Annotated in this window: 30 protein-coding genes and 2 pseudogenes; 18 read left to right on the forward strand and 14 right to left on the reverse strand. The window is 41.9% G+C overall.

Features of this window, described 5'->3' with window-relative positions; all coding sequences use genetic code 11:
- Positions 1–274: 274 nt before the first annotated feature.
- From IHV80_RS07465 to IHV80_RS07480, 5 genes and pseudogenes are all read left to right on the forward strand, one after another.
- Positions 275–574, forward strand: a pseudogene (locus IHV80_RS07465) (M15 family metallopeptidase); the annotation flags it as partial.
- A 5-nt stretch (positions 575–579) separates the two neighbouring features.
- Positions 580–951, forward strand: coding sequence for a hypothetical protein (locus IHV80_RS07470; protein WP_404818323.1), 372 nt, complete (start codon positions 580–582; stop codon positions 949–951).
- Complete coding sequence (locus IHV80_RS07475; RefSeq protein WP_192890790.1) at positions 948–1,106, forward strand: hypothetical protein; 159 nt, start codon at positions 948–950, stop codon at positions 1,104–1,106. The genes IHV80_RS07470 and IHV80_RS07475 overlap by 4 nt, the downstream gene beginning before the upstream one ends.
- On the forward strand, positions 1,099–1,233 hold the full coding sequence (locus tag IHV80_RS25315; RefSeq protein ID WP_264158426.1) for a hypothetical protein: 135 nt from the start codon (positions 1,099–1,101) through the stop codon (positions 1,231–1,233). Before IHV80_RS07475 ends, IHV80_RS25315 begins: the two co-directional genes overlap by 8 nt.
- 179 nt (positions 1,234–1,412) lie before the next feature.
- A complete protein-coding gene (locus IHV80_RS07480) occupies positions 1,413–2,045 on the forward strand; it encodes a hypothetical protein (RefSeq protein WP_192890630.1) in 633 nt (210 codons plus the stop codon).
- Between the two features lie 90 nt (positions 2,046–2,135).
- Here the strand turns inward: IHV80_RS07480 and IHV80_RS07485 are convergent.
- Positions 2,136–2,678: pseudogene (locus IHV80_RS07485) on the reverse strand (ISNCY family transposase); the annotation flags it as partial.
- A 187-nt stretch (positions 2,679–2,865) separates the two neighbouring features.
- Here IHV80_RS07485 and IHV80_RS07490 point away from each other — a divergent pair.
- Positions 2,866–3,240 (forward strand): phage protein, encoded by a 375-nt coding sequence (locus IHV80_RS07490; protein WP_171733223.1) that lies wholly within the window; start codon positions 2,866–2,868, stop codon positions 3,238–3,240.
- A 114-nt stretch (positions 3,241–3,354) separates the two neighbouring features.
- Here the strand turns inward: IHV80_RS07490 and IHV80_RS07495 are convergent, their stop codons facing one another.
- A complete protein-coding gene (locus IHV80_RS07495) occupies positions 3,355–3,591 on the reverse strand; it encodes a hypothetical protein (RefSeq protein ID WP_171733224.1) in 237 nt (78 codons plus the stop codon).
- Positions 3,592–3,783: 192 nt separating this feature from the next.
- On the opposite strand from IHV80_RS07495, the gene IHV80_RS07500 reads away from it, so the two are divergent.
- Positions 3,784–4,398, forward strand: a complete 615-nt coding sequence (locus IHV80_RS07500) for a Fic/DOC family protein (RefSeq protein ID WP_171733225.1) — start codon at positions 3,784–3,786, stop codon at positions 4,396–4,398.
- Between the two features lie 692 nt (positions 4,399–5,090).
- Here IHV80_RS07500 and IHV80_RS07505 read toward each other — a convergent pair.
- The 11 genes from IHV80_RS07505 to IHV80_RS07555 all read right to left on the reverse strand — a co-directional run bounded on the left by IHV80_RS07505 (position 5,091) and on the right by IHV80_RS07555 (position 11,342).
- Complete coding sequence (locus IHV80_RS07505) at positions 5,091–5,537, reverse strand: hypothetical protein (RefSeq protein WP_102579540.1); 447 nt, start codon at positions 5,535–5,537, stop codon at positions 5,091–5,093.
- Complete coding sequence (locus IHV80_RS07510; RefSeq protein ID WP_076670880.1) at positions 5,521–5,868, reverse strand: hypothetical protein; 348 nt, start codon at positions 5,866–5,868, stop codon at positions 5,521–5,523. The genes IHV80_RS07505 and IHV80_RS07510 overlap by 17 nt, the downstream gene beginning before the upstream one ends.
- Positions 5,869–5,999: 131 nt before the next feature.
- Positions 6,000–7,424, reverse strand: coding sequence for a zonular occludens toxin domain-containing protein (locus IHV80_RS07515; protein WP_192890631.1), 1,425 nt, complete (start codon positions 7,422–7,424; stop codon positions 6,000–6,002).
- 1 nt (position 7,425) lies between these two features.
- Positions 7,426–7,770 carry a hypothetical protein gene (locus IHV80_RS07520; RefSeq protein ID WP_192890632.1) on the reverse strand — a complete coding sequence of 115 codons (345 nt, stop codon included), beginning with the start codon at positions 7,768–7,770 and terminating at the stop codon, positions 7,426–7,428.
- A 3-nt stretch (positions 7,771–7,773) separates the two neighbouring features.
- Entirely contained in the window at positions 7,774–8,838 is a 1,065-nt protein-coding gene (locus IHV80_RS07525) for a hypothetical protein (RefSeq protein ID WP_192890633.1), read from the reverse strand.
- Positions 8,839–9,025: 187 nt separating this feature from the next.
- Positions 9,026–9,241 carry a hypothetical protein gene (locus tag IHV80_RS07530; protein WP_017089180.1) on the reverse strand — a complete coding sequence of 72 codons (216 nt, stop codon included), beginning with the start codon at positions 9,239–9,241 and terminating at the stop codon, positions 9,026–9,028.
- 19 nt (positions 9,242–9,260) lie between these two features.
- Positions 9,261–9,488 carry a hypothetical protein gene (locus tag IHV80_RS07535; RefSeq protein WP_019350627.1) on the reverse strand — a complete coding sequence of 76 codons (228 nt, stop codon included), beginning with the start codon at positions 9,486–9,488 and terminating at the stop codon, positions 9,261–9,263.
- Positions 9,489–9,504: 16 nt separating this feature from the next.
- Positions 9,505–9,846 (reverse strand): DUF1293 family protein, encoded by a 342-nt coding sequence (locus tag IHV80_RS07540; protein ID WP_065099874.1) that lies wholly within the window; start codon positions 9,844–9,846, stop codon positions 9,505–9,507.
- The gene (locus IHV80_RS07545; RefSeq protein WP_065606962.1) at positions 9,834–10,946 is read right to left on the reverse strand and encodes a replication initiation factor domain-containing protein; all 1,113 of its coding nucleotides are present in this window, start codon (positions 10,944–10,946) and stop codon (positions 9,834–9,836) included. The genes IHV80_RS07540 and IHV80_RS07545 overlap by 13 nt, the downstream gene beginning before the upstream one ends.
- Complete coding sequence (locus IHV80_RS07550) at positions 10,936–11,136, reverse strand: hypothetical protein (protein WP_061038267.1); 201 nt, start codon at positions 11,134–11,136, stop codon at positions 10,936–10,938. The genes IHV80_RS07545 and IHV80_RS07550 overlap by 11 nt, the downstream gene beginning before the upstream one ends.
- A 2-nt stretch (positions 11,137–11,138) precedes the next feature.
- Entirely contained in the window at positions 11,139–11,342 is a 204-nt protein-coding gene (locus IHV80_RS07555) for a hypothetical protein (protein ID WP_076670476.1), read from the reverse strand.
- Positions 11,343–11,551: 209 nt separating this feature from the next.
- Here IHV80_RS07555 and IHV80_RS07560 point away from each other — a divergent pair, with 209 nt between their 5' ends.
- Positions 11,552–11,923: a DUF3693 domain-containing protein gene (locus tag IHV80_RS07560; RefSeq protein WP_192890634.1), complete on the forward strand. Its 372-nt coding sequence runs from the start codon at positions 11,552–11,554 to the stop codon at positions 11,921–11,923.
- A 380-nt stretch (positions 11,924–12,303) separates the two neighbouring features.
- On the opposite strand, the gene IHV80_RS07565 is transcribed toward IHV80_RS07560, so the two are convergent.
- On the reverse strand, positions 12,304–12,594 hold the full coding sequence (locus IHV80_RS07565; protein ID WP_264158427.1) for a helix-turn-helix domain-containing protein: 291 nt from the start codon (positions 12,592–12,594) through the stop codon (positions 12,304–12,306).
- A gap of 169 nt (positions 12,595–12,763) precedes the next feature.
- On the opposite strand from IHV80_RS07565, the gene IHV80_RS07570 reads away from it, so the two are divergent.
- From IHV80_RS07570 to IHV80_RS07610, 10 genes are all read left to right on the forward strand, one after another.
- Complete coding sequence (locus IHV80_RS07570) at positions 12,764–13,843, forward strand: replication initiation factor domain-containing protein (RefSeq protein ID WP_192890635.1); 1,080 nt, start codon at positions 12,764–12,766, stop codon at positions 13,841–13,843.
- A 2-nt stretch (positions 13,844–13,845) separates the two neighbouring features.
- The gene (locus IHV80_RS07575; protein ID WP_192890636.1) at positions 13,846–14,196 is read left to right on the forward strand and encodes a hypothetical protein; all 351 of its coding nucleotides are present in this window, start codon (positions 13,846–13,848) and stop codon (positions 14,194–14,196) included.
- An 8-nt stretch (positions 14,197–14,204) separates the two neighbouring features.
- The gene (locus IHV80_RS07580) at positions 14,205–14,354 is read left to right on the forward strand and encodes a hypothetical protein (protein ID WP_165919362.1); all 150 of its coding nucleotides are present in this window, start codon (positions 14,205–14,207) and stop codon (positions 14,352–14,354) included.
- 9 nt (positions 14,355–14,363) lie between these two features.
- On the forward strand, positions 14,364–14,591 hold the full coding sequence (locus IHV80_RS07585; protein WP_019350627.1) for a hypothetical protein: 228 nt from the start codon (positions 14,364–14,366) through the stop codon (positions 14,589–14,591).
- Positions 14,592–14,610: 19 nt separating this feature from the next.
- A complete protein-coding gene (locus IHV80_RS07590) occupies positions 14,611–14,826 on the forward strand; it encodes a hypothetical protein (RefSeq protein WP_192890637.1) in 216 nt (71 codons plus the stop codon).
- Between the two features lie 123 nt (positions 14,827–14,949).
- On the forward strand, positions 14,950–16,215 hold the full coding sequence (locus IHV80_RS07595; RefSeq protein ID WP_192890638.1) for a hypothetical protein: 1,266 nt from the start codon (positions 14,950–14,952) through the stop codon (positions 16,213–16,215).
- A gap of 3 nt (positions 16,216–16,218) precedes the next feature.
- Positions 16,219–16,563 (forward strand): hypothetical protein, encoded by a 345-nt coding sequence (locus IHV80_RS07600; protein WP_192890639.1) that lies wholly within the window; start codon positions 16,219–16,221, stop codon positions 16,561–16,563.
- Between the two features lies 1 nt (position 16,564).
- Positions 16,565–16,777, forward strand: coding sequence for a zonular occludens toxin domain-containing protein (locus IHV80_RS25320; RefSeq protein ID WP_264158428.1), 213 nt, complete (start codon positions 16,565–16,567; stop codon positions 16,775–16,777).
- Positions 16,777–17,640, forward strand: a complete 864-nt coding sequence (locus tag IHV80_RS07605) for a zonular occludens toxin domain-containing protein (protein WP_264158429.1) — start codon at positions 16,777–16,779, stop codon at positions 17,638–17,640. Before IHV80_RS25320 ends, IHV80_RS07605 begins: the two co-directional genes overlap by 1 nt.
- Before the next feature lie 539 nt (positions 17,641–18,179).
- Positions 18,180–18,365: an antitoxin MazE-like protein gene (locus tag IHV80_RS07610; protein ID WP_192890640.1), complete on the forward strand. Its 186-nt coding sequence runs from the start codon at positions 18,180–18,182 to the stop codon at positions 18,363–18,365.
- Positions 18,366–18,528: the final 163 nt, after the last annotated feature.

Below are 18,528 nucleotides of genomic sequence, written 5' to 3' on the forward strand. Positions count from 1 at the left end.
AGATAATTGCTTGCTTTTGGTCATTGTTTGTTTGCAAAGTATGGGCTCCGATTTAATACAGCGGCGGAGTATAGATGAAACTTGCGACTACTTTTATATCATTGATTTAAAATGGTTATTTTAACTGCCTAATTGGTGATATTGCTTGGTTTCTGAAGTCGAGAAGCCGTGGTTTTGATATCACTAGGTTTGTTATTTTCTCCAGTTTGCTTTTCGATTGATGAATTATGTCTTTCCCTTCAAAAATTTTTTTCTTTCCGGCAAGTAGAAATCATTCTCTGTTACGGTAGGTCTACGCACCGTGAAGCGCCAATACCAACTCTACTAGGAGGGCTTGAGCCAACTTGATCGCCACAAACGTCCAAGTCGCCATCAATCCGGCCATGCGATTTATTTCGTGGCTTACGATGAAAATAACAAGGTGACATGGGACTTTAAATATTATGAAGCGATTAGCAAAGCCTTTAAACAAGCGGCTAGGGAGCTTGAAGTCTCTATCATTTGGGGCGGTGACTGGAAGAGCCTAAGAGACGGCCCACACGTTGAATTGAATCGGTTGGTGTACCCATACTGAACCTTGTGACCGGTGGCGTTGCGACGTATAAGCAGCTTAATCAAAACAAAGCTGAGGCGTTAAAGTGTAAAGACGAGCTCGAAAATGAAAAGCATCAGGCTAGAGTACGGCGATTACAAAATGGTGAAGAGCAGGCCAGTAGCCTTGATGACATCAGCATTCGAGATAGGGGATTTAAAGATGAATTTATCCTGTTAGTCGTCTTCGTACCACTCATCTTATCTTTCATTCCCAATTACGCGCCATATGTCGAACAAGGCTTCAATGCATTGCAGAACATCCCTAAAGTCGGTGCCGTTGTTGTCGATACGCTAGGCATGCGTGCCATGGTGCGATACCTACTTGAATACTACGCATCACGATGGAAAACGAAGTGATGGCATTTCTTGATGCGTTAATCATTGCACTTATTACAGGTGGAGTCTCAAGCTTTGGCACGATTGCGGCTTTGAAAACAGACATCAACTGGATAAAACGAGTGCAACAAGACCAAGAGCAACGGATACGAAAATTGGAGGACCCCAATGGCTAAGAAAGGTTATAAATGTAAAGGCCGAAAGCAAAACGGCCAGTTAATGAAAGGCTACACACTAAGAAATGGGCGAGTGGTTAGGGCGAACACGACCCGAAAGCGTTACAAGAAACGCGAACCATACTAACTAATCTATAAGAGCTACTTCTAATCGAGGTGATTTTAAGTATTTAATTTTTTGATGTATTTCGAGCGATTAATCCGCTTGGTAAATGCTAAAATTGGGGCAATAAGTGCAAGAAGCTGCATAAAATGCAGTAGCTTGCTCCAATCCTATTGAGGTACCAAGAAGTTATGAGCATAGACATGAAGAAAGCACATCCGTTTCGTGACCTAACATTTTTTGTTTCTACAGTGATGGCTGTACTATTTTCGTTGGGTTATTTGCATGAAGGTATTTATTTGGAGTCGTTTGACTTTAATAGTTCTGAATTAATACCAGACCCTTCGACTGCAATTATATTTGGTTTTAGATACGCATTTTTGAACGGGTATATATCAATTTTTTCAGTCGCTATTTTATGTTCAATGTTCACTTTCTTCTTCGGAGCATTAAAAAATGACATACATGACACTATTGAAAATTACTCGCTTTTGAAAAAATTATCTGTTCGGTTTAATCAATGGAACAATAAAGAAATATCATCTTTTGGTTTCTATGTAGGGCTTGTCGTTTTAGCTGGTGTCGTCGTTTTTCACGCGACTACTGATGGAAAAAATCTTGCTGATTCAGTAAAAGAGCGAGCCGGAACTAAGTGCTTGATCTATATAGATAAAAATAAGAAAGGTATTGAGGGTAATGTCATTCGAATTCGAGACCGCTTTGTGGGTTTCTGGGACAAGGATAAAAAGATAGCCTTGATGATCCCTGAAAAGAGTGTATTCCTTATCTCTTATGAGAGTTGTCCTAAGAAAGGTAATGAAAGGCCACACGCTTAGAGATGGGCGAGTGGTTAGGGCGAATACGACACAGAAACGTTACAAGAAGCGCAGGTAAAGCTCGTTGATCAAAGGAGCCACTTTCTTATAAAATGCGGATTCTGTCTCACTGAATCTTAGGTTCATCAAACGGCCAGTCGCATCATCAATGAACACCAATAGGCAGCATTTGTCGCTGCGGCCTTCAAACTAGTCATGATGGGAGCCGTCAATTTGGATAAGTTCACCCAAGCAATCACGACGGTAACGAGGCTGATAGACTCGAGGCTTGCGTTGTGAATGTGGAAGCCACAGTCCGTCGGCGATCATCCATTGACGGAGTGTTTCTTTAGATACGGATAGATTGTGTCGTTCAGTCAGTTTTTCCAGAGCGAACGTTGGTGAGAAGTCAGAGTAATGCTCACGGATAAGTTTCAGTATCTCAATTCTGAAATGTTCTGAGTAGCGTCGATTACTTGGGCGTCCACGCGCTGCGTGTGTAAGACTTTGAGCGCCAAGAGAGACAAGTTTGTTTACCAAACGTCGGATATGACGCGCAGACAGATTCAAAATGATAGCAGCGTCAACTTGGCGTAGTCGTTTTTCACGTACGTCAGTAAGCACCTTGAATCGATGAATATCTTTTTCACTCATAGTAATAAGCATCCGGATAACTCCTAAGCAGACCAATATAGGTAAGCTTAGGAGGACATTTTAAAATGGCTCAAACCGGACATTACTAAATTGTTCTTACACAATGACTACGTATTATGTCTGATTATGTTTAATAGTGCATATCTTATAAATTCAGTGCAACCTCTTGTATTTAGAGGTTTTATCATTGAAGTATCGCGAAATGAGTAAGAATTACATTTTTCGAGAGTTAGAGTGTCAAATGACCAAGGAAGAAGTGGCTGAACTGTGTTTTAAATCTGTGAGAACTGTCACAGGTTGGGACGAGGGGAACCCAATTCCACCCGAGTGTAAAAGACTTATGCGGATGGCAAAAGGTCGCGAACTGAGCATTAGTGAAGATTGGATTCAGTTCAAAATGTTATACGACAGGATGGAGCTGCCGACAGGACAAGTAGTGAGGCCGCAACAGATATTGGCAGGCATAGCTCTATTAGGGATTCAATCAGAACTAGAAATTAAGACTTCAACACATTTGTTAGGGCTTGCTAGAGCGATAGCAGACATTAAGAAGAAAGTGTGACAAAAAGCTGATCCATTAAGTCGTATACAAAGAAACCCAGCTTTGGGATGAAAGAGTTGGGTTTCTGTTTTAACGCAGTCTGTGTCATGAATTTCTATAAGTCATATTCATAATCTAAGAGTTAAGTTTAACTTTATCTGCTTCTTTAATATCGGGATGTAAGTTTTGAATCACAATTGGATGAGCGCCTAAAAATGTATGACAACTTTTGCAATAAATCACTTCATAGTTTCCATTTGCTGGACCATATAAATACTCCGATAGTGAGATACCAATATCTGTGCTCTCACATTTAGGACATTTGGGGTGAAACCCTGCTTTAAAATGATATGGTTCTTCATAATTTGACATATTACTTTCCTTGTGTGCCTTTGAGATAAAAATTCAAGTCTAAACGTACATTCATGTTGTCCTGTTTGCCTAGACACTATATTAAAGGTGAGGCTTTCGCATAGTAAAGTACCACGCTTCGTGAATCGCTCTTGAACAGTTTGTCATGTGCTCTTACACTGAAGTCAATTTAATTTGCTTTAGTCCCTTTATATGCCCAAATATGACGTAGATACAGTCGAAACACAATACCAACCAGGCTCTAATGATCAGGTTCTCTTAAACAAACTTAACATTACTAATGTTACTGAAATGAATGATGTAGAGACATTACTTTTGGTCAAGCTTTATGAAAAGGTATTCTCGTGTGATGTCCCATCACTTAACGTGAGTTTTCAAACCATTATCGACTGGCATCGTCAGTGGCTAGGAAATGTATACCCTTGGGCTGGAAGCATTAGGAATGTTAGGATGTGGAAAAGTGATTTTGAGTTTACAGCGCCACTCCAAATCGAACGTCAAATCTGTAGATTTGAAGCTGACTACCTTTCACAATACTCGAATTTAGCAAACTTAAATAAAGAGGAGCTTGTTTCTTTTCTTGCTAGAGGTCACGTAGAGTTTATTTTGCTCCATCCTTTCCGTGAAGGAAATGGAAGAATCAGCAGACTCCTAATGGACTATACGAGTCAAGAAGCAGGGTATGGGTTATTAGATTATTCCTTGTGGGATAAACACAAGGATTTCTATATCGGTTCGATACATGCTGGTCTCAGCGGTGATTACCAGCATATGGAACGTCTTGTGCGTGATATATTAGATGGCTAATGACAAAGAATCGTACTTACGTTTATCTGATTTCAACTTGCGCTCTATAGACTGAACAGACTTTCCTGTCTCAATTGCCGTCGAACTTGCAACAGAACGAAAAATCATAGATTTAGTTACTTTTTTCTTTTCAACTCTCATTTAGAGCCCCGACACTTTCGTTATATTTGTTTTTAGATCCTATATCAACATTACAACATTATCAATGATAGAGTGATAAATGGTCATAGCATGCTAGTTAAACAGGAATTTTCACCTAGTTCTTTGTAAATTAACCTGAAACTATCTCATGTGATGGTCAGTTGTTAACTAGCGCGCAAGCTTGCAACTAGAGCAGGGTTGTGTGAGTGCTGATAGCTAAGTCGAATTTACCCCCGTGATACAACACGGGGGTTGCTGCCCACAGCGTCGCGCTCGCTGTTCAGCTCTCACGACTCACGCGAAGCTGTGAGCAGAATAGAAAAGAGTTGTTAGTAAGATGGGTTGCGGTAGCAAAAAGCCCCACTGATGTTGTGAGGCTCTGCTAGGGTGATCTTGGCAATGTGAAGGGCTAGTGATGTGGTTTCATCAAGTCAGCTACGCTTCGCTGCTTTTCGGGCATTTGGGGAAGTCATACCCAAAAACTGTATCGAGTGCCCTTATCCCTGCGGGGCTAGTGCACCAATAAGCGTTACTATTTTACGAGTTAAAATTTAAAGGTATCCCAATTGTTCAGCCGCTTTACGCAAGTCGAACAATTGAACATCTTTGGCAAGTTGCTCAAGTTCAATTTGATCCAAACTTTCAACCGACTCTTTACTCGGTGGCTCAAAGAAAATAAAGCCTTGTAGTAAGTTCTGAAGAGAAACAATCTCTTCGCTGTCCAAAACTTTTTTAAGAGATTCAGCTTCAAACTCACTACATTCATATAGCTTTAGATTATGTAAATAAACTAACACATGTTTTTGTTCATCAATTTTAAGTGACTGGAACCACTTTGACGAAGGGAACTGTGCGTTAGAATTTTTCATTTCTGCATCACATTGTTGCCATTTTTGATCCCAATCGACCAAGTAATCTAGCCTATCAGGACTGGTAGCGCAGCCGCCTAATAAAAGGGTGCTTCCCAATAAAGCTAGAGCTTTATAGTGCTGACTCATAAACACATCTCCAAAATTGTTGTTCTTTCCCTGATGTCATGATCATCATTCCTCCAGCAGCCTGCGATACCTTGTGTTTCGTTATCTTGTTAGTTGCCATCATTGCATCTCCCCACAATTCCCAATCATATTCCCTGATTGAAATAGCTCCTTCGAACGCTGCATTTCGAATCGAAGGCGTCCCAAAAAATATTTGATACACAGGAACCATTGAAACAGCGCTACTAAGTAAATCGCCATGGCTCATTATATCGCGAACTTCTTGAATGCTTCCTTTGCTCTTTGTGGAAAGAGTTAAGTTACTGATTGTACAATATCCTAATTTCGCCATTGTTAGTTCCTCTAGTCAACCTATTAAATTCTAACAACAAAGTGTGATTCTTTTTAACTAACCTCTTAGACAAAAGAATCAAATGCTCAGTCAAAACGAAATCGGCATTATGATTTGGTCCATTTCGAACCTTACATGCTGAAGATATCAACAGACCTTTGTACGTCTTCAACTCTACCACTCATCAAGTCGTTACTTTCAGAAGCGATAGCAACGCCACTCGATGTAGGTGGACACGTTAGAACTCTAGACACTGATTTAGAGTGCACTTGAATCAAACAATCATCAATCAATTCGAAGCGGTAGCCGTAGCGGTTCAATACAGCCGAGCGTATGTAAAAGGTGTCTACACCTTTATCTATCCTAAAGACAAAATCCGAATACTCACCAAAGCCCTTTGGATAAACAGTTCTACTTACTGACGTAAGGTAGACCGCTGTAGAGCCGTTGAATACAGGAAATGCATCAAAGAATGGATTCACAGCATCAGGAAGACTTTCAGTAGAAGCTTGAGAAGTAGCATTGCTAGAACCCACCCGAACAGAACTTTCCCCATCTTGGATAGGAACATTTTCAGATACTGAAACGTCAGTCGGAGTAGATAGAGTAGGCGAGTTGGTAGGGGCAGCTGGCGCATCAACCGTTTGAACTTCACCCACATCAGAATCAGATAGTACATAAGATAAATCCCATATAAATTTGCCAATGGCCACGACACCGATAAGGATCGCAAGAATGAATTTTGGAGACTTCAAAACCGAGATATCAGACTTAGTAGCGTTAAAGCCTCCGGTTCCTGTGGACTGATAAAGCGCGAACACATCAACAGGAACTTTCTTGGTTGTACTACTGGCCATGTCGGCCTTAGTGGAAGGAGCTGTCTTAGTGGATTTAGGAGGGTGATTAAAAATCCGAGGCTTACGACTTCGAAAGAACGTATCTGTTGAGCGGTGAGAATAAGCTTCACCGGCACACCCTTTTAACCAAGTGGGGATTGCAGTGTAATCCGGTGTGAGCATGACAATATCCCATTGGTATTTTCTATGTCGCATGAATGCACCGTAGAAGTCGAACGGGTAGAGCAGTCTGTTATTTTCATCGAGTTGGGTTCGTTCGCAATCATCAACGTCACCCACTTCAAACGAATCTGGGTCAACCGGAAGCCAACGAGAATAGAACAGTTCTGAAAAGTCTTTAGGCAAGTAATCCACGAACTCAGAGAACGGCTTTTGTAAAAACTTCTCTCGCTTAAATCCTGCTTCGGGACAATACAAATCCTGACACTCATCAATCACAACGAATGCGCCAAGGGGCATCCAGTTGAACCAGTTTTGCCAGAGCATTACCCCCTCAGAAGATCGTGTAAAGATCCTAATCAGTCGTGCTGAATCTGGAAACTTTTCACCTAACAATTCTTCGATAGATTCTTTGGGTTTCAAGCCCTCAATATTGGTGACTACGATACGACCCTCACGCAAAGCAGGGAGGATTTCGAACCATGTTACATAAGCGGTTTTATAAGCCCCGTTAGAGCCATGACGAAAGGAAACAGCCATATCACCACCCCATAATTCTAAGCACAAATGCCGTAGCAAACGCATCAACAATAATTCGAACTGAATCAACGATACCGAACTGGTGACAGGCAAAGCGTAAGTCTGACGGAAGCTTATTAAAGGCCATGTTTAACACTGTGTAGACCTCATATTCAGAAAGCAATAAGGAGGCAACGTTATAGGCCATTTCAAGCATTTGGATTTTTAGATAGATATAGAGCTTAATGAACCAAAACCATGCGTATGTGAACAAGTCTAAAAACAAGTCAGGAATGGTAGCAAAGAAGTCGTAAATACTGCCGAAGACAGTAACAATGTAATCAAGAGCGCTGTAGAAATATTCCATGATTTATACCTTAGAGCGACCAGAGGAAAGCAAGATAAAGCCAGCTAATAGAGCTGCAATGAATAAGATAACGGTGCGAATCATATTGGTATTGGTAGAGCCTAAAGAACTGAACAAGTTGAATCCAACATCAACATTCCATCGACTCAGAGAAAACGTTGTAGACTCGTATGAGCCGTCAGAGAATGACATTTGACCAAGTTTCAAAGGGGATTGTTTAATCTTACTTTCGAGTGTTTCTTCAAGGTCATCAATTTCAGTTTTTAGACCATCAACTGCTGTGGTGAGTACAGTGTTAGTCGCGTATCCATCACCTTGCCCTGGAGCGCTGAATGATCCTGATTTTCCAAAGACATCTTCAAGAACGTCTTTGATATCTCCCTTAGTGAGACCTTCACCATTATTAGAACTGCCGCCACCAGTAGAACCGTCACCACCAGTAGAACCGTCACCACCAGTAGAACCATCACCACCAGTAGAACCGTCACCACCAGTAGAACCATCACCACCAGTAGAACCGTCACCACCAGTAGAACCATCACCACCAGTAGAACCATCACCACCAGTAGAACTGTCACCGCCTTCAGATGTTTCTGAGCCATCACAGGAATCACCTGTATAGGTAAAAACACCATATGGAGGGTTAGCAGCAGGGAAAAAGAGATCTGACTTAGCTCGACAAGAATTTCGACAAATATTCACAACGTCACGCGTACCCTCAGAAAAAGAAACAGTCCCGAGCTCGTTACCTTTCATTTGTTCACAAGGATTCTCACAGAGTCCAGTGTCAGGGTTGAGTTCTGTACCTTCTGGACATGCACCAGTTCTAAATAGTGTGGTTGTATAAGACGATTTTCTACCGTAACGCTCAGTACACTCATTATCGTTATACCAAACAACGGTATGGCGGATATTGTTCGATTGAACTTTACGACCATTGCTTGTCTTGGAGTATCTCCCGTAATACTTGCCACTCGTAACCTTTTCGCAAAGCCCGTTACCTTTAGAAGTGATTCCCGCAATAGTGCCAGTTTGACCTTTAAGTACATCAATCTGACTTTGATACACGTAGATTGTGGCCAAGGAGTGTGATGAGGATGTAAGGCATAACAAGAGTAGTATGAGTCTTTTCATATTAAACCTAATAAAAAAAGGGAGCCTAAGCTCCCAATCAATCAACCTGCTATGACTCCGGTGTAAACCCCATAAAGGAATGAGGCACACGTTAGAGAGCCAAGAACAACGGAGATAATCATTACTTACGGAGCCAAGCAACCACCATCCCAAGACCAAAGCCCAGAGCAGCGATACCAATTACACCAGAAGTAGTAAGGCTGACCATAGATTTACCCGCATCAACAGCGGCAGTGATCGCGGTTTCATTTGCACCTTCAGCGAACGCAGAGCCAGAAGTAAGAGCGACAGAAGCAACAAGGATTTTATTGCTAACCAATTGACGTAATTTCAACATAATAATTTTCCTAAATGGATTAACGAAAGTGTTTTAATACACGGCCTAGAACATGACCACCAACAAAGGTTGCCAAACTCTGACCGACAACGAATTCATACAATGATTTGTCGAATTCAAGTAATGACCAATCAAATTGACCATCAACCAAGTGCGTTAACTGCTCTTTAGAGACCAAGACATACTCACAAACATCCCCCGATGATTGTTGCAAAATCCCATCAATAACAGTCACGCAAATAGACATAGCACCTAAGACCTAATTACTTAGCTTTCATAAAGTTATCGAAGTGCTTTTTAATTTCTTCATCGACAGGAACAAGCTTGGTAACCAAGATATCTAGAGGATCATTTGGGTTAGCACCAAAGCTAAGTTCGTAGTCACGGTTAGCAACGAAAGCACGCGTTTGGATAAGCTGACGAGCGTAGGCCACATCAATTTTCAACGCTTGTTTGTTGTAAGGGATGTCAGTCGAGTAACCGATACCCGTTTGCTGAAACTTCTCGTTATCGACTTCTTCAACGGCACGAAGAACAGACAATTCCGCAAATTCCATGTTGGATTTAGGGAAACGCTTGATAGCAATACCAGTTATTGTAGGCATATTCTTGACTCCAAAATTTCGATTTTCTGTTTAGTGTATTCGTCAGGAATGCCTAACGAGGTTTCAAAGTTTGCGCGTCTATGGTGCGTAGGAATGAGCATTCCGAATGCTTCCCCCAAGTCACCCTCAGTCATTGCAACAACTTCAGATAGAGCTTTGCCACATTGGCGACGAACCCAAGCAATACGAGCGAAGAACTCAAGACCCGCTTTTTTCTTGTTAAGCTCAATCTTCATTGGTTCAGCAGGGTCGATACTGGCCGAGAAGTCACACAGACCAGCAAAGGCCGAAGCAGGCGAGGCGAGTAGTGCCAAATCGCACTTCTTCAATTCCACTTCATTGCGGTACCAAATTACTTCAGGGTCAGCGATGTTTTGCTCGAACTTCTTGTTGTACACACGCCAGTAGATTGCAGAGGTACGAGAGCCAACAAGGACGGCTTCCTCTGATAATTCACCGGATTGTGAAACGCGCTTATGAGGAACCATTGTGGGACCACGTCCACGAGAAGCAGTGCGAAATGCTCCCTCATAAAAACATTTCTCAGCATACTTACAGTCAAAGATTCCGGTGTAGTCATCCACACAGAGATCTAAACGGGCTAGGCGAGTGATACCCAAAAGTGACAACCACCAGTGCACCTTTTTGTGTGTGGTGAAGTCGAACAACTTAGCGCAGCCCGTACCATTGATTTGCACGTAAACCGTATCGTTATTACCGCCAACACCAACCAAGCCACATTCAACCGTTCCCGTAGAATCGTAAATCACCATCGAATCTTCATAGCCATGTAAGCCACGGCCACGCATAGGAGAAATACGAAAGTTAAAGACTTTAGACATGAACTCATCAAACCTATCGGCTAAAACCTTGCGACATTTGTTACGGTGTGACTCAATTGATTTCTCTATCGCTTCTGGTGAGTTAAGGCGACCGTTAACGGTTTGCTTTTTAAACTCAGGAAACTGCATGTTGATAAAGTCTTGTTCGTTCGAGCTGTCCAAATGTCTAAGCGAGCCATACGAAAACGAAAAGGCTAGGTGATCCACTTGAACCGGACGAATCTCATCATGAAACTTATGTGGTTTTTTAGATGGCATGGAAAACACCTTTAACCAAAAGCTCTTGGTAGTTCTCATCAGTGATTTCAACAACCTGAAATGACACCATGCCGTAATGAACTTCCATGAATTGGAAGAACTCGCGCTGAGTCTTAAAGAAGTTATGACCCCAAGGAAAATAAGCGTTGATGCCGTGATTGGGTTCGTTGTCGAAGTAGATAGAATCCATGACTAATCACTCACAACATAAGAAGCTTGAGCCAAAGGCCAAGAGTCTTTGAGACGTTCAACAATACTGTGAGCATCAGATACAGAAAGAAACTTACTGTGAAAATGTTGACCAGTAGTGATCACAAAAGGCTTACCAGAAGCTGAAGTTCCAAAACCTGCAAAGTAACGAGGAAAACACCCAGAGACTAAAAGAACGTTAAACATAACAACCACCTTGACCTGATTATTGAGAGTGACTGTCTAAGCCGAGCTATGAGCGTCAAGGGCGAATAGCCCAGACCTAAACAGTCAAATGAGAACTTAACAGGAGTAATTCCGTTAATTCGGAATAATCTTAATTCCGTTTAATCGGATGTTCAAGATACGTAATTTCGGAATTTTTAAGCTAGAATCGAGGGAAAGGAGAAATTGCCATGTATCAAAGTAAACTGTTAGACGCCTACAAAAAGGCGCAAAACTACGTACAAGACAAGCAAATTGCACACGACTTACATATACAACCGTCTAGAATTAGTGAAATGCGTAAAGGAAGACGCTATATATCTGATAATGAAGCAGTTTTTCTTGCTGAGAACTCAGGTATCGATCCTGAGATAGCATTGTTAGGATGTCACGCTGACCGCAACGAAAATCCAGAGATTAAACAGATGTGGGAACACATTGCAAAAAAGTACAACGGGCTAGGATTAAAAGCGATTTCAATGACTTGCGCGGGATTAGCACTGATGGCAACCACCCCAAATAAAGCACTAGCCAACTGCGTATTATTAGCAGAGTTATGTTGAGGGTTTGCCTTTGGCCTAGAACGCGGCAAGGGTGGGCGAGAGACTTACTCATTGTCGGCTTGCCGTACATGTTAGGAACGAGAATCGCTTGCTAGCGATAGCCCGTAACATAACTACGCATAATACCTGCACTAACATTTCGAGTTTGTTATTGCATGACATACCAGTATGTCAAAAAATGACATACTTTCACCTTTTCAAATCTCTTCTTGCTTACGTTCCCGACTGTGAGCGAGGACGACGAGCGGAGCTAGCGTAGGAGGAGGAGCGATTGGGAGGGAAAACCCCCGTCTAGTATTACGGGGGTAAATTCCACGGAACTGTCAGCCTTCACCGTGTATTCGCAAGTGTAACGCGCCAGTGTTTGAGCGTAGCGAGTTTTATAACTTCCTCATTAACTCGATGTTTTGGTGTCTGTATATCAAGCCATCAATGACTAACATGATTGACTTCTTTTCTTCTTCACTCAATTCCTTTATCAGAGCCATTCTAGATGTAAGTTGATCATCCAGTTCCGGTTTTTCATTTCCTATTATCTCTGAGAGCGTCACACCGTATAAATTTGACAGCTTTTCCACAATTTCCAGTTGTGGTGATTGTGTTCCTTTTTCATATTTGATGTATGTCGATTTAGCAATACTTATCGATTTTGCTACATCTTCCTGATTCAAATTTCTGCTCTCTCTGAGTCTCTTTATCTGTTCACAAAGCATTTAAACCCCTATTTAGGTCTCATTTTTTACTATTGTAAGCTATGTTTTTTTGTCCAGTATCTTGCAATTGTAAAAATTCATCCTTACTATGACTGAAAATTACTACTTGACAGGTTTTTAGTACGCCATGAAAAAGAAGATTTTCACAGCAGAAGAATTGCAAATCGACACTGAGGCTTCGCCTTTTGTTTTTGTTGATTACCTTGCTTTTTCGTTCCCGTACTCATCACTTCGTCATGCTCACAAGTCAGATTTGTCTAATCCTTGCTGGGCACCGCTACCAAAACCAACATATCAGCGCGTTCGTTGTCCTAATCGCAAAGCAAAATTAGAGGATCTTTATCGATCTAAATGGCGTGTTGCCATGCTTGACCGTTTGGAGGTTTTTTGTCTTCACGTTCTTGGTTTGAAAATGTCACCTTGGCGCGATAAAGGTCTTAATGGTTATGAAAATTCTTGTCATTTAACGCCTAAACATTCTCGTCAACACGTTGGTTTTGTCGCTCTCGGTGGTAACCGTGACACCTGTTACATACAGCTTGAAGGAGTAGGGTGTCGCTCTCTTGTTGAACATACATCTTTGTTTCGCTTGCATTGGTGGTTACAGCTTCTTGATTGCTCGAAGCTTTCGCGTGTTGATTTAGCTGTTGATGATTTTCATGGCCTTTTTGGTCGTGACTATGCAAGGAAAGCTTATTCAGATGATGCGTTTAGAACTAGCTCTAGAGGTAGAACTCCAGCTGCTGGCGAACGTGTTTTTAAAGAGGCCAATGGTCGAGTTCTTAATGAATCGTTTGAAGTTGGTAGCCGTCAATCTAGGGTTTACTGGCGTATTTATAATAAGGCTGCTCAATTAGGTCTTGATATGTACTGGTTCCGAAATGAGGTCGAACTTAAGGATTTCCCTATTGATGTGCTGCTCGATATTAGCGGCCATTATGCAGGATTGTGTGATTTCTCGGCTTCGATAGTGGCTTCTTGCCCTGTAAAGGTGATCACAAAAAAGTCTTCAATCGCTCTCGATATCCATGGAAGAGCGAAGTGGGCGCGTCGTCAAGTTGGTCGAACTCTTGCCGATTTAGCTAAGTATTTTGATGGGGATATCGAAAAGGTTTTCGGTCTCCTCGTATCTAGTGAACATCAGGATTCAGAGTTCAGTCTTCCTGATATTCATCAAAAAATAATCAAAGAAATAACGGGCGGTTAAAAATGAAATTAGTTCTACTTGGTGGCACTTACTCTAAAGGCATTTCAAAGAAAGACGGTAAGCCTTATGAAATGGCTGAAATTTATTACGGTAAAAAGCCACGCAGTTGGAAAACTGAAAAGGGTGAATGTATTTCCTTTGGTTTTGGTGTTGGTGAAGTGAATGATGGGAAAATCGAAAAGCCACAAATGGCCTTTGTTTATTCTTCTGAGCTTCTAAAGAAATGTGAAACCACAGCGTTCCCTGTTTTCGCGGACGTTGTTCTTGAACCAAATCCAGAGGACCCAAATAAAAACCTTATTGTGGATTTCTCTGTTATCAAATCACTTTTTGATGATCTTCATAAGAAGTAGGTCGTCTAATGGATATTGATGAGGTGATGCGTTTGCTAGATGAAAGAATAGAGTTGCTAATCAAGCGTGCTGTTTTGGATGAGAATAATCCTAAGCATGCTGCTGGTATCTTAGCGCTTTACGAATTCAAGCAAAGCATTACACCAAAAAATCAATAGGTAATATTTATGTCTATTTGTGTGACTGTTATTGATGGGATTTTGCAACAATCGTCTGGTGATGTTTGTGAGTATGTCTTGGTCTCTAAAGAGCAGTTAACGCACTTGGTTGATGGTCAATTTGATTGGTCATTACTTGAATTCGACAAATCTTTGTATGAATTCGTTGTCGGTCAGAGCTTGGCAACCTTTGTTGGTGGTCATGTTCTAGGCCGTGTATTAAAACACTTTCGTTAATCCATTTAGGAAAATTATTATGATTAAATTACGTCAATTGGTTAGCAATAAAATCCTTGTTGCTTCTGTCGCTGTTACTTCTGGCTCTGCGTTCGCTGAAGGTGCAAACGAAACCGCTATTACTGCCGCTGTCGATGCGGGGAAATCTATGGTTAGCCTTACCACTTCTGGTGTGATAGGTATTGCTGCACTTGGTTTCGGTCTAGGTATGGTTGTTTCTTGGCTCCGTAAGTAATGATTATCTCCGTTGTTCTTGGCTCTTTAACGTGCGCCTCATTCCTTTATGGGGTTTACACCGGAGTCATAGCAGGTTGATTGATTGGGAGCTTCGGCTCCCTTTTTTTATAAGGGATATATTGTGTATCGTCTTATTGTTTTACTATTTTTCGCGTTCACTTCTAATGCTTTTGCACTTTCTAATGTTTACCGTTCTCAAGTTTCCACTGTTCCAGTAGGCACTGTAGGAACAGGTAGCGGCCTCCTAGCACTTGCTAAGACCGCTGAATCTAAGCGCATTACTTCAGGTAAGTGGTACGGCAAATACGTTTGTTACACGTCTTTTTCTCTTGGCACTACTTCCATTCGCGCTAGCTACAATATTTATGGAAGCGCTGATTGTTCTGGCTCTCGTGTTGGCAATTCCTATCACACGATCTCTTTTCAATCGACTGGCTCTTGTCCTGCCAATAAAGAGATGAACCCAAGTACAGGACTTTGTGAAAATCCTTGTGAAAAAATGGAAGGTAACGAGCTCGGTACTGTTTCTTTTCCTGAGGGTACGCGTGACGTTGTGAATATTTGTCGAAACTCTTGTCGAGCTAAGTCAGACCTATTTTTCCCTGCTGCTAATCCTCCATACGGTGTTTTTACCTATACAGGTGATTCCTGTGATGGTTCAGAAACATCTGAAGTTGGTGAAACTGGCGGTGGTGAGACTGGTGGTGGTGAAACTGGCGGTGGTGAAACTGGCGGTGGTGAAACTGGCGGTGGTGAGACTGGTGGTGGTGAGACTGGTGGTGGTGAGACTGGTGGTGGTGAGACTGGTGGTGGTGAAACTGGTGGTGGTGAGACTGGTGGTGGTGAAACTGGTGGTGGTGAGACTGGTGGTGGTGAAACTGGTGGTGGTGAGACTGGTGGTGGTGAAACTGGCGGTGGTGAGACTGGCGGTGGTGAGACTGGCGGTGGTGAGACTGGCGGTGGTTCTACGGGCGGTGGCGGCTCTACTGACGGTGACGGTCTAACAAAAGCTCAATTACAAGATGCTCTTCAAAGTTTCTTTGGAAAGTCAGGTTCATTCAATGCCCCTGGTCAAGGTGATGGATACGCTACTAACACTGTACTCACTACAGCAGTTGATGATCTAAAAACTGAAATTGATGACCTTGAAGAAACACTTGAAAGTAAGCTCAAGCAATCTCCTTTGAAACTTGGTCAAATGTCATTCTCTGACGGCTCATATGACGGTACAAGCTTCTTTCTTAGTCGATGGGATGTTGATGTTGGCTTCAATTTATTTAGCTCTTTAGGCTCTAACAACACCAATATGATTCGAACCGTTATCTTATTCATCGCTACTCTATTAGCTGGCTTTATCTTGCTTTCCTCTGGTCGCTCTAAGGTATAAATCATGGAATATTTCTACAGCGCACTTGATTACATCGTTACTGTCTTTGGCAGTATTTACGACTTCTTCGCCACCATACCGGAATTGTTTCTGGACGTGTTCACATACGCATGGTTTTGGTTCATTAAGCTCTATATCTACTTAAAAATCCAAATGTTAGAAATGGCCTATAACGTGGCATCCTTGCTGCTTTCTGAATATGAGGTCTATACGGTGCTGAACATGGCCTTTAACAAACTTCCCTCAGACTTACGCTTTGCCTGTTACCAGTTCGGTATTGTTGATTCAGTTCGAATTATTGTTGATGCCTTTGCTACCGCGTTTGTACTTAGAATTATGGGGTGGTGATATGGCTGTTTCCTTTCGTCATGGCTCTAACGGGGCTTATAAAACTGCTTACGTTACATGGTTTGAAGTGCTTCCTGCTCTACGTGAGGGGCGTATCGTGGTCACTAATATTGAGGGTTTGAAACCTAAAGAATCTATCGAGGAGTTGTTAGGTGAAAAGTTTCCAGATTCAGCACGATTGATTCGAATCTTTTCGCGATCTTCTGAGGGGTGATGCTTTGGCAAAACTGGTTTAACTGGATGCCAATTGGGGCATTCATTGTTATTGATGAGTGTCAGGATTTATATTGTTCTGAAGCTGGATTCAAGCGTGAGAAGTTTTTAAGAAAACCGCTTTCAGAGTTCGTGGATTATCTACCTAAAGACTTTTCAGAACTGTTCTATTCTCGCTGGCTTCCTGTTGACCCTGATTCGTTCGAAGTAGGGGATGTTGATGATTGTGAACGTACTCAGTTTGATGAAAACAATAGGCTTCTTTACCCGTTCGATTTTTATGGCGCATTCACGCGACATAGAAAATACCAATGGGATATTGTCATGCTTACACCTGACTACACTGCAATTCCCACTTGGCTAAAAGGGTGTGCCGGAGAAGCTTATTCTCATCGTTCAACGGATACGTTCTTTCGAAGTCGTAAGCCTCGAATCTATAATCATTCTCCTAAGTCAACTAAGACATCTCCTTCCACTAAGGCCGATATGGCTAGTAGTTCGACTAAGAAAATTCCTATTGATGTATTCGCGCTTTATAAGTCTACGGGAACGGGAGGTTTTAACGCGACTAAGTCTGACATCTCGGCTTTGAAGTCTCCAAAATTCATTCTTGCGATCCTTATCGGTGTCGTGGCCATTGGCAAATTTATATGGGATTTATCTTATGTACTATCTGATTCTGATGTGGGTGAAGTTCAAACGGTTGATTCGCCAGCTGCCGTTTCCGACTCGGCTACTCTATCCATTCGACTAACGTTTCAGTATCTGAAAATGCTCCTATCGAAGATGGGGAAAGTTCTGTTCGGGTGGGTTCTAGCAATGCTAATTCTCAAGGTTCTTCTGAAAGTCTTCCTGATGCTGTGAATCCTTTCTTTGATGCTTTTCCTGTGTTTAACGGTTCTACAGCGGTCTATCTTACGTCGGTAAATAGGACGGTTTATCCAAAGGGTTTGGTGAGTATTCGGATTTTGTTTTTAGGATAGATAAAGGGGTAGATACTTTTATATACGCTCGGCTGTTTTGAATCGCTATGGTTACCGCTTTGAATTGATTGATGATTGTTTGATTCAAGTGCGCTCTAAATTAGTGTCGAGGGTTTTAACGTGTCCACCTACATCGAGTGGTGTTGCTATTGCTTCAGACAGTAGTGAATTGATGAGTGGTAGGGTTGATAATGTTCAAAAGTCTGTAGATATATTCAATCTTAGTAAGAAACAAGCCCCGCAGGGATAAGCGAACATGATCATGTTAAGGGGTCGGTTTAGGTTGTTGAGCGATAAGCAGCGAAGCGTAGCAATGTTGGAGAGAAAAAGAAAACCCTTCATCTTGCTAGGCGCTCTTTAAACTTGGGTAGGCTTTGTTGAGTGTTAATTGGTGGTTATAGTTTTACTGGAGGTGTTACCGTGAGTAAGAATAAAAGATATGAAGAAAGAATGAAGTCTAAAGGTTTGAAGAAAGTAACTCTTTGGGTTCCTGAAGATAGAGAATCTGACATTAAACAGGCAGCATCTGCAATGTGTGATAATGAAAGTCTTACTGTTGGTGTCTTAAAGAATATCGAGACTGGTAGATTGGTTTCTATGCACTAAACAGCCGTGGTCACTGGTGACTCTTAAATCTGCCTTAGTGCGTATTATGGGTATGAATTATGTTGAGGGTTTGCCAGCGGCCTAGAACGCTAGGGAATGTGGCTAATGAGGTCGCTATAGCCGTTTACGTGGTGCGTCCGAATTAGATCATTCCTAAGGGCTA

Source organism: Vibrio bathopelagicus (assembly GCF_014879975.1).
In the GTDB taxonomy this organism is placed as follows: domain Bacteria; phylum Pseudomonadota; class Gammaproteobacteria; order Enterobacterales; family Vibrionaceae; genus Vibrio; species Vibrio bathopelagicus.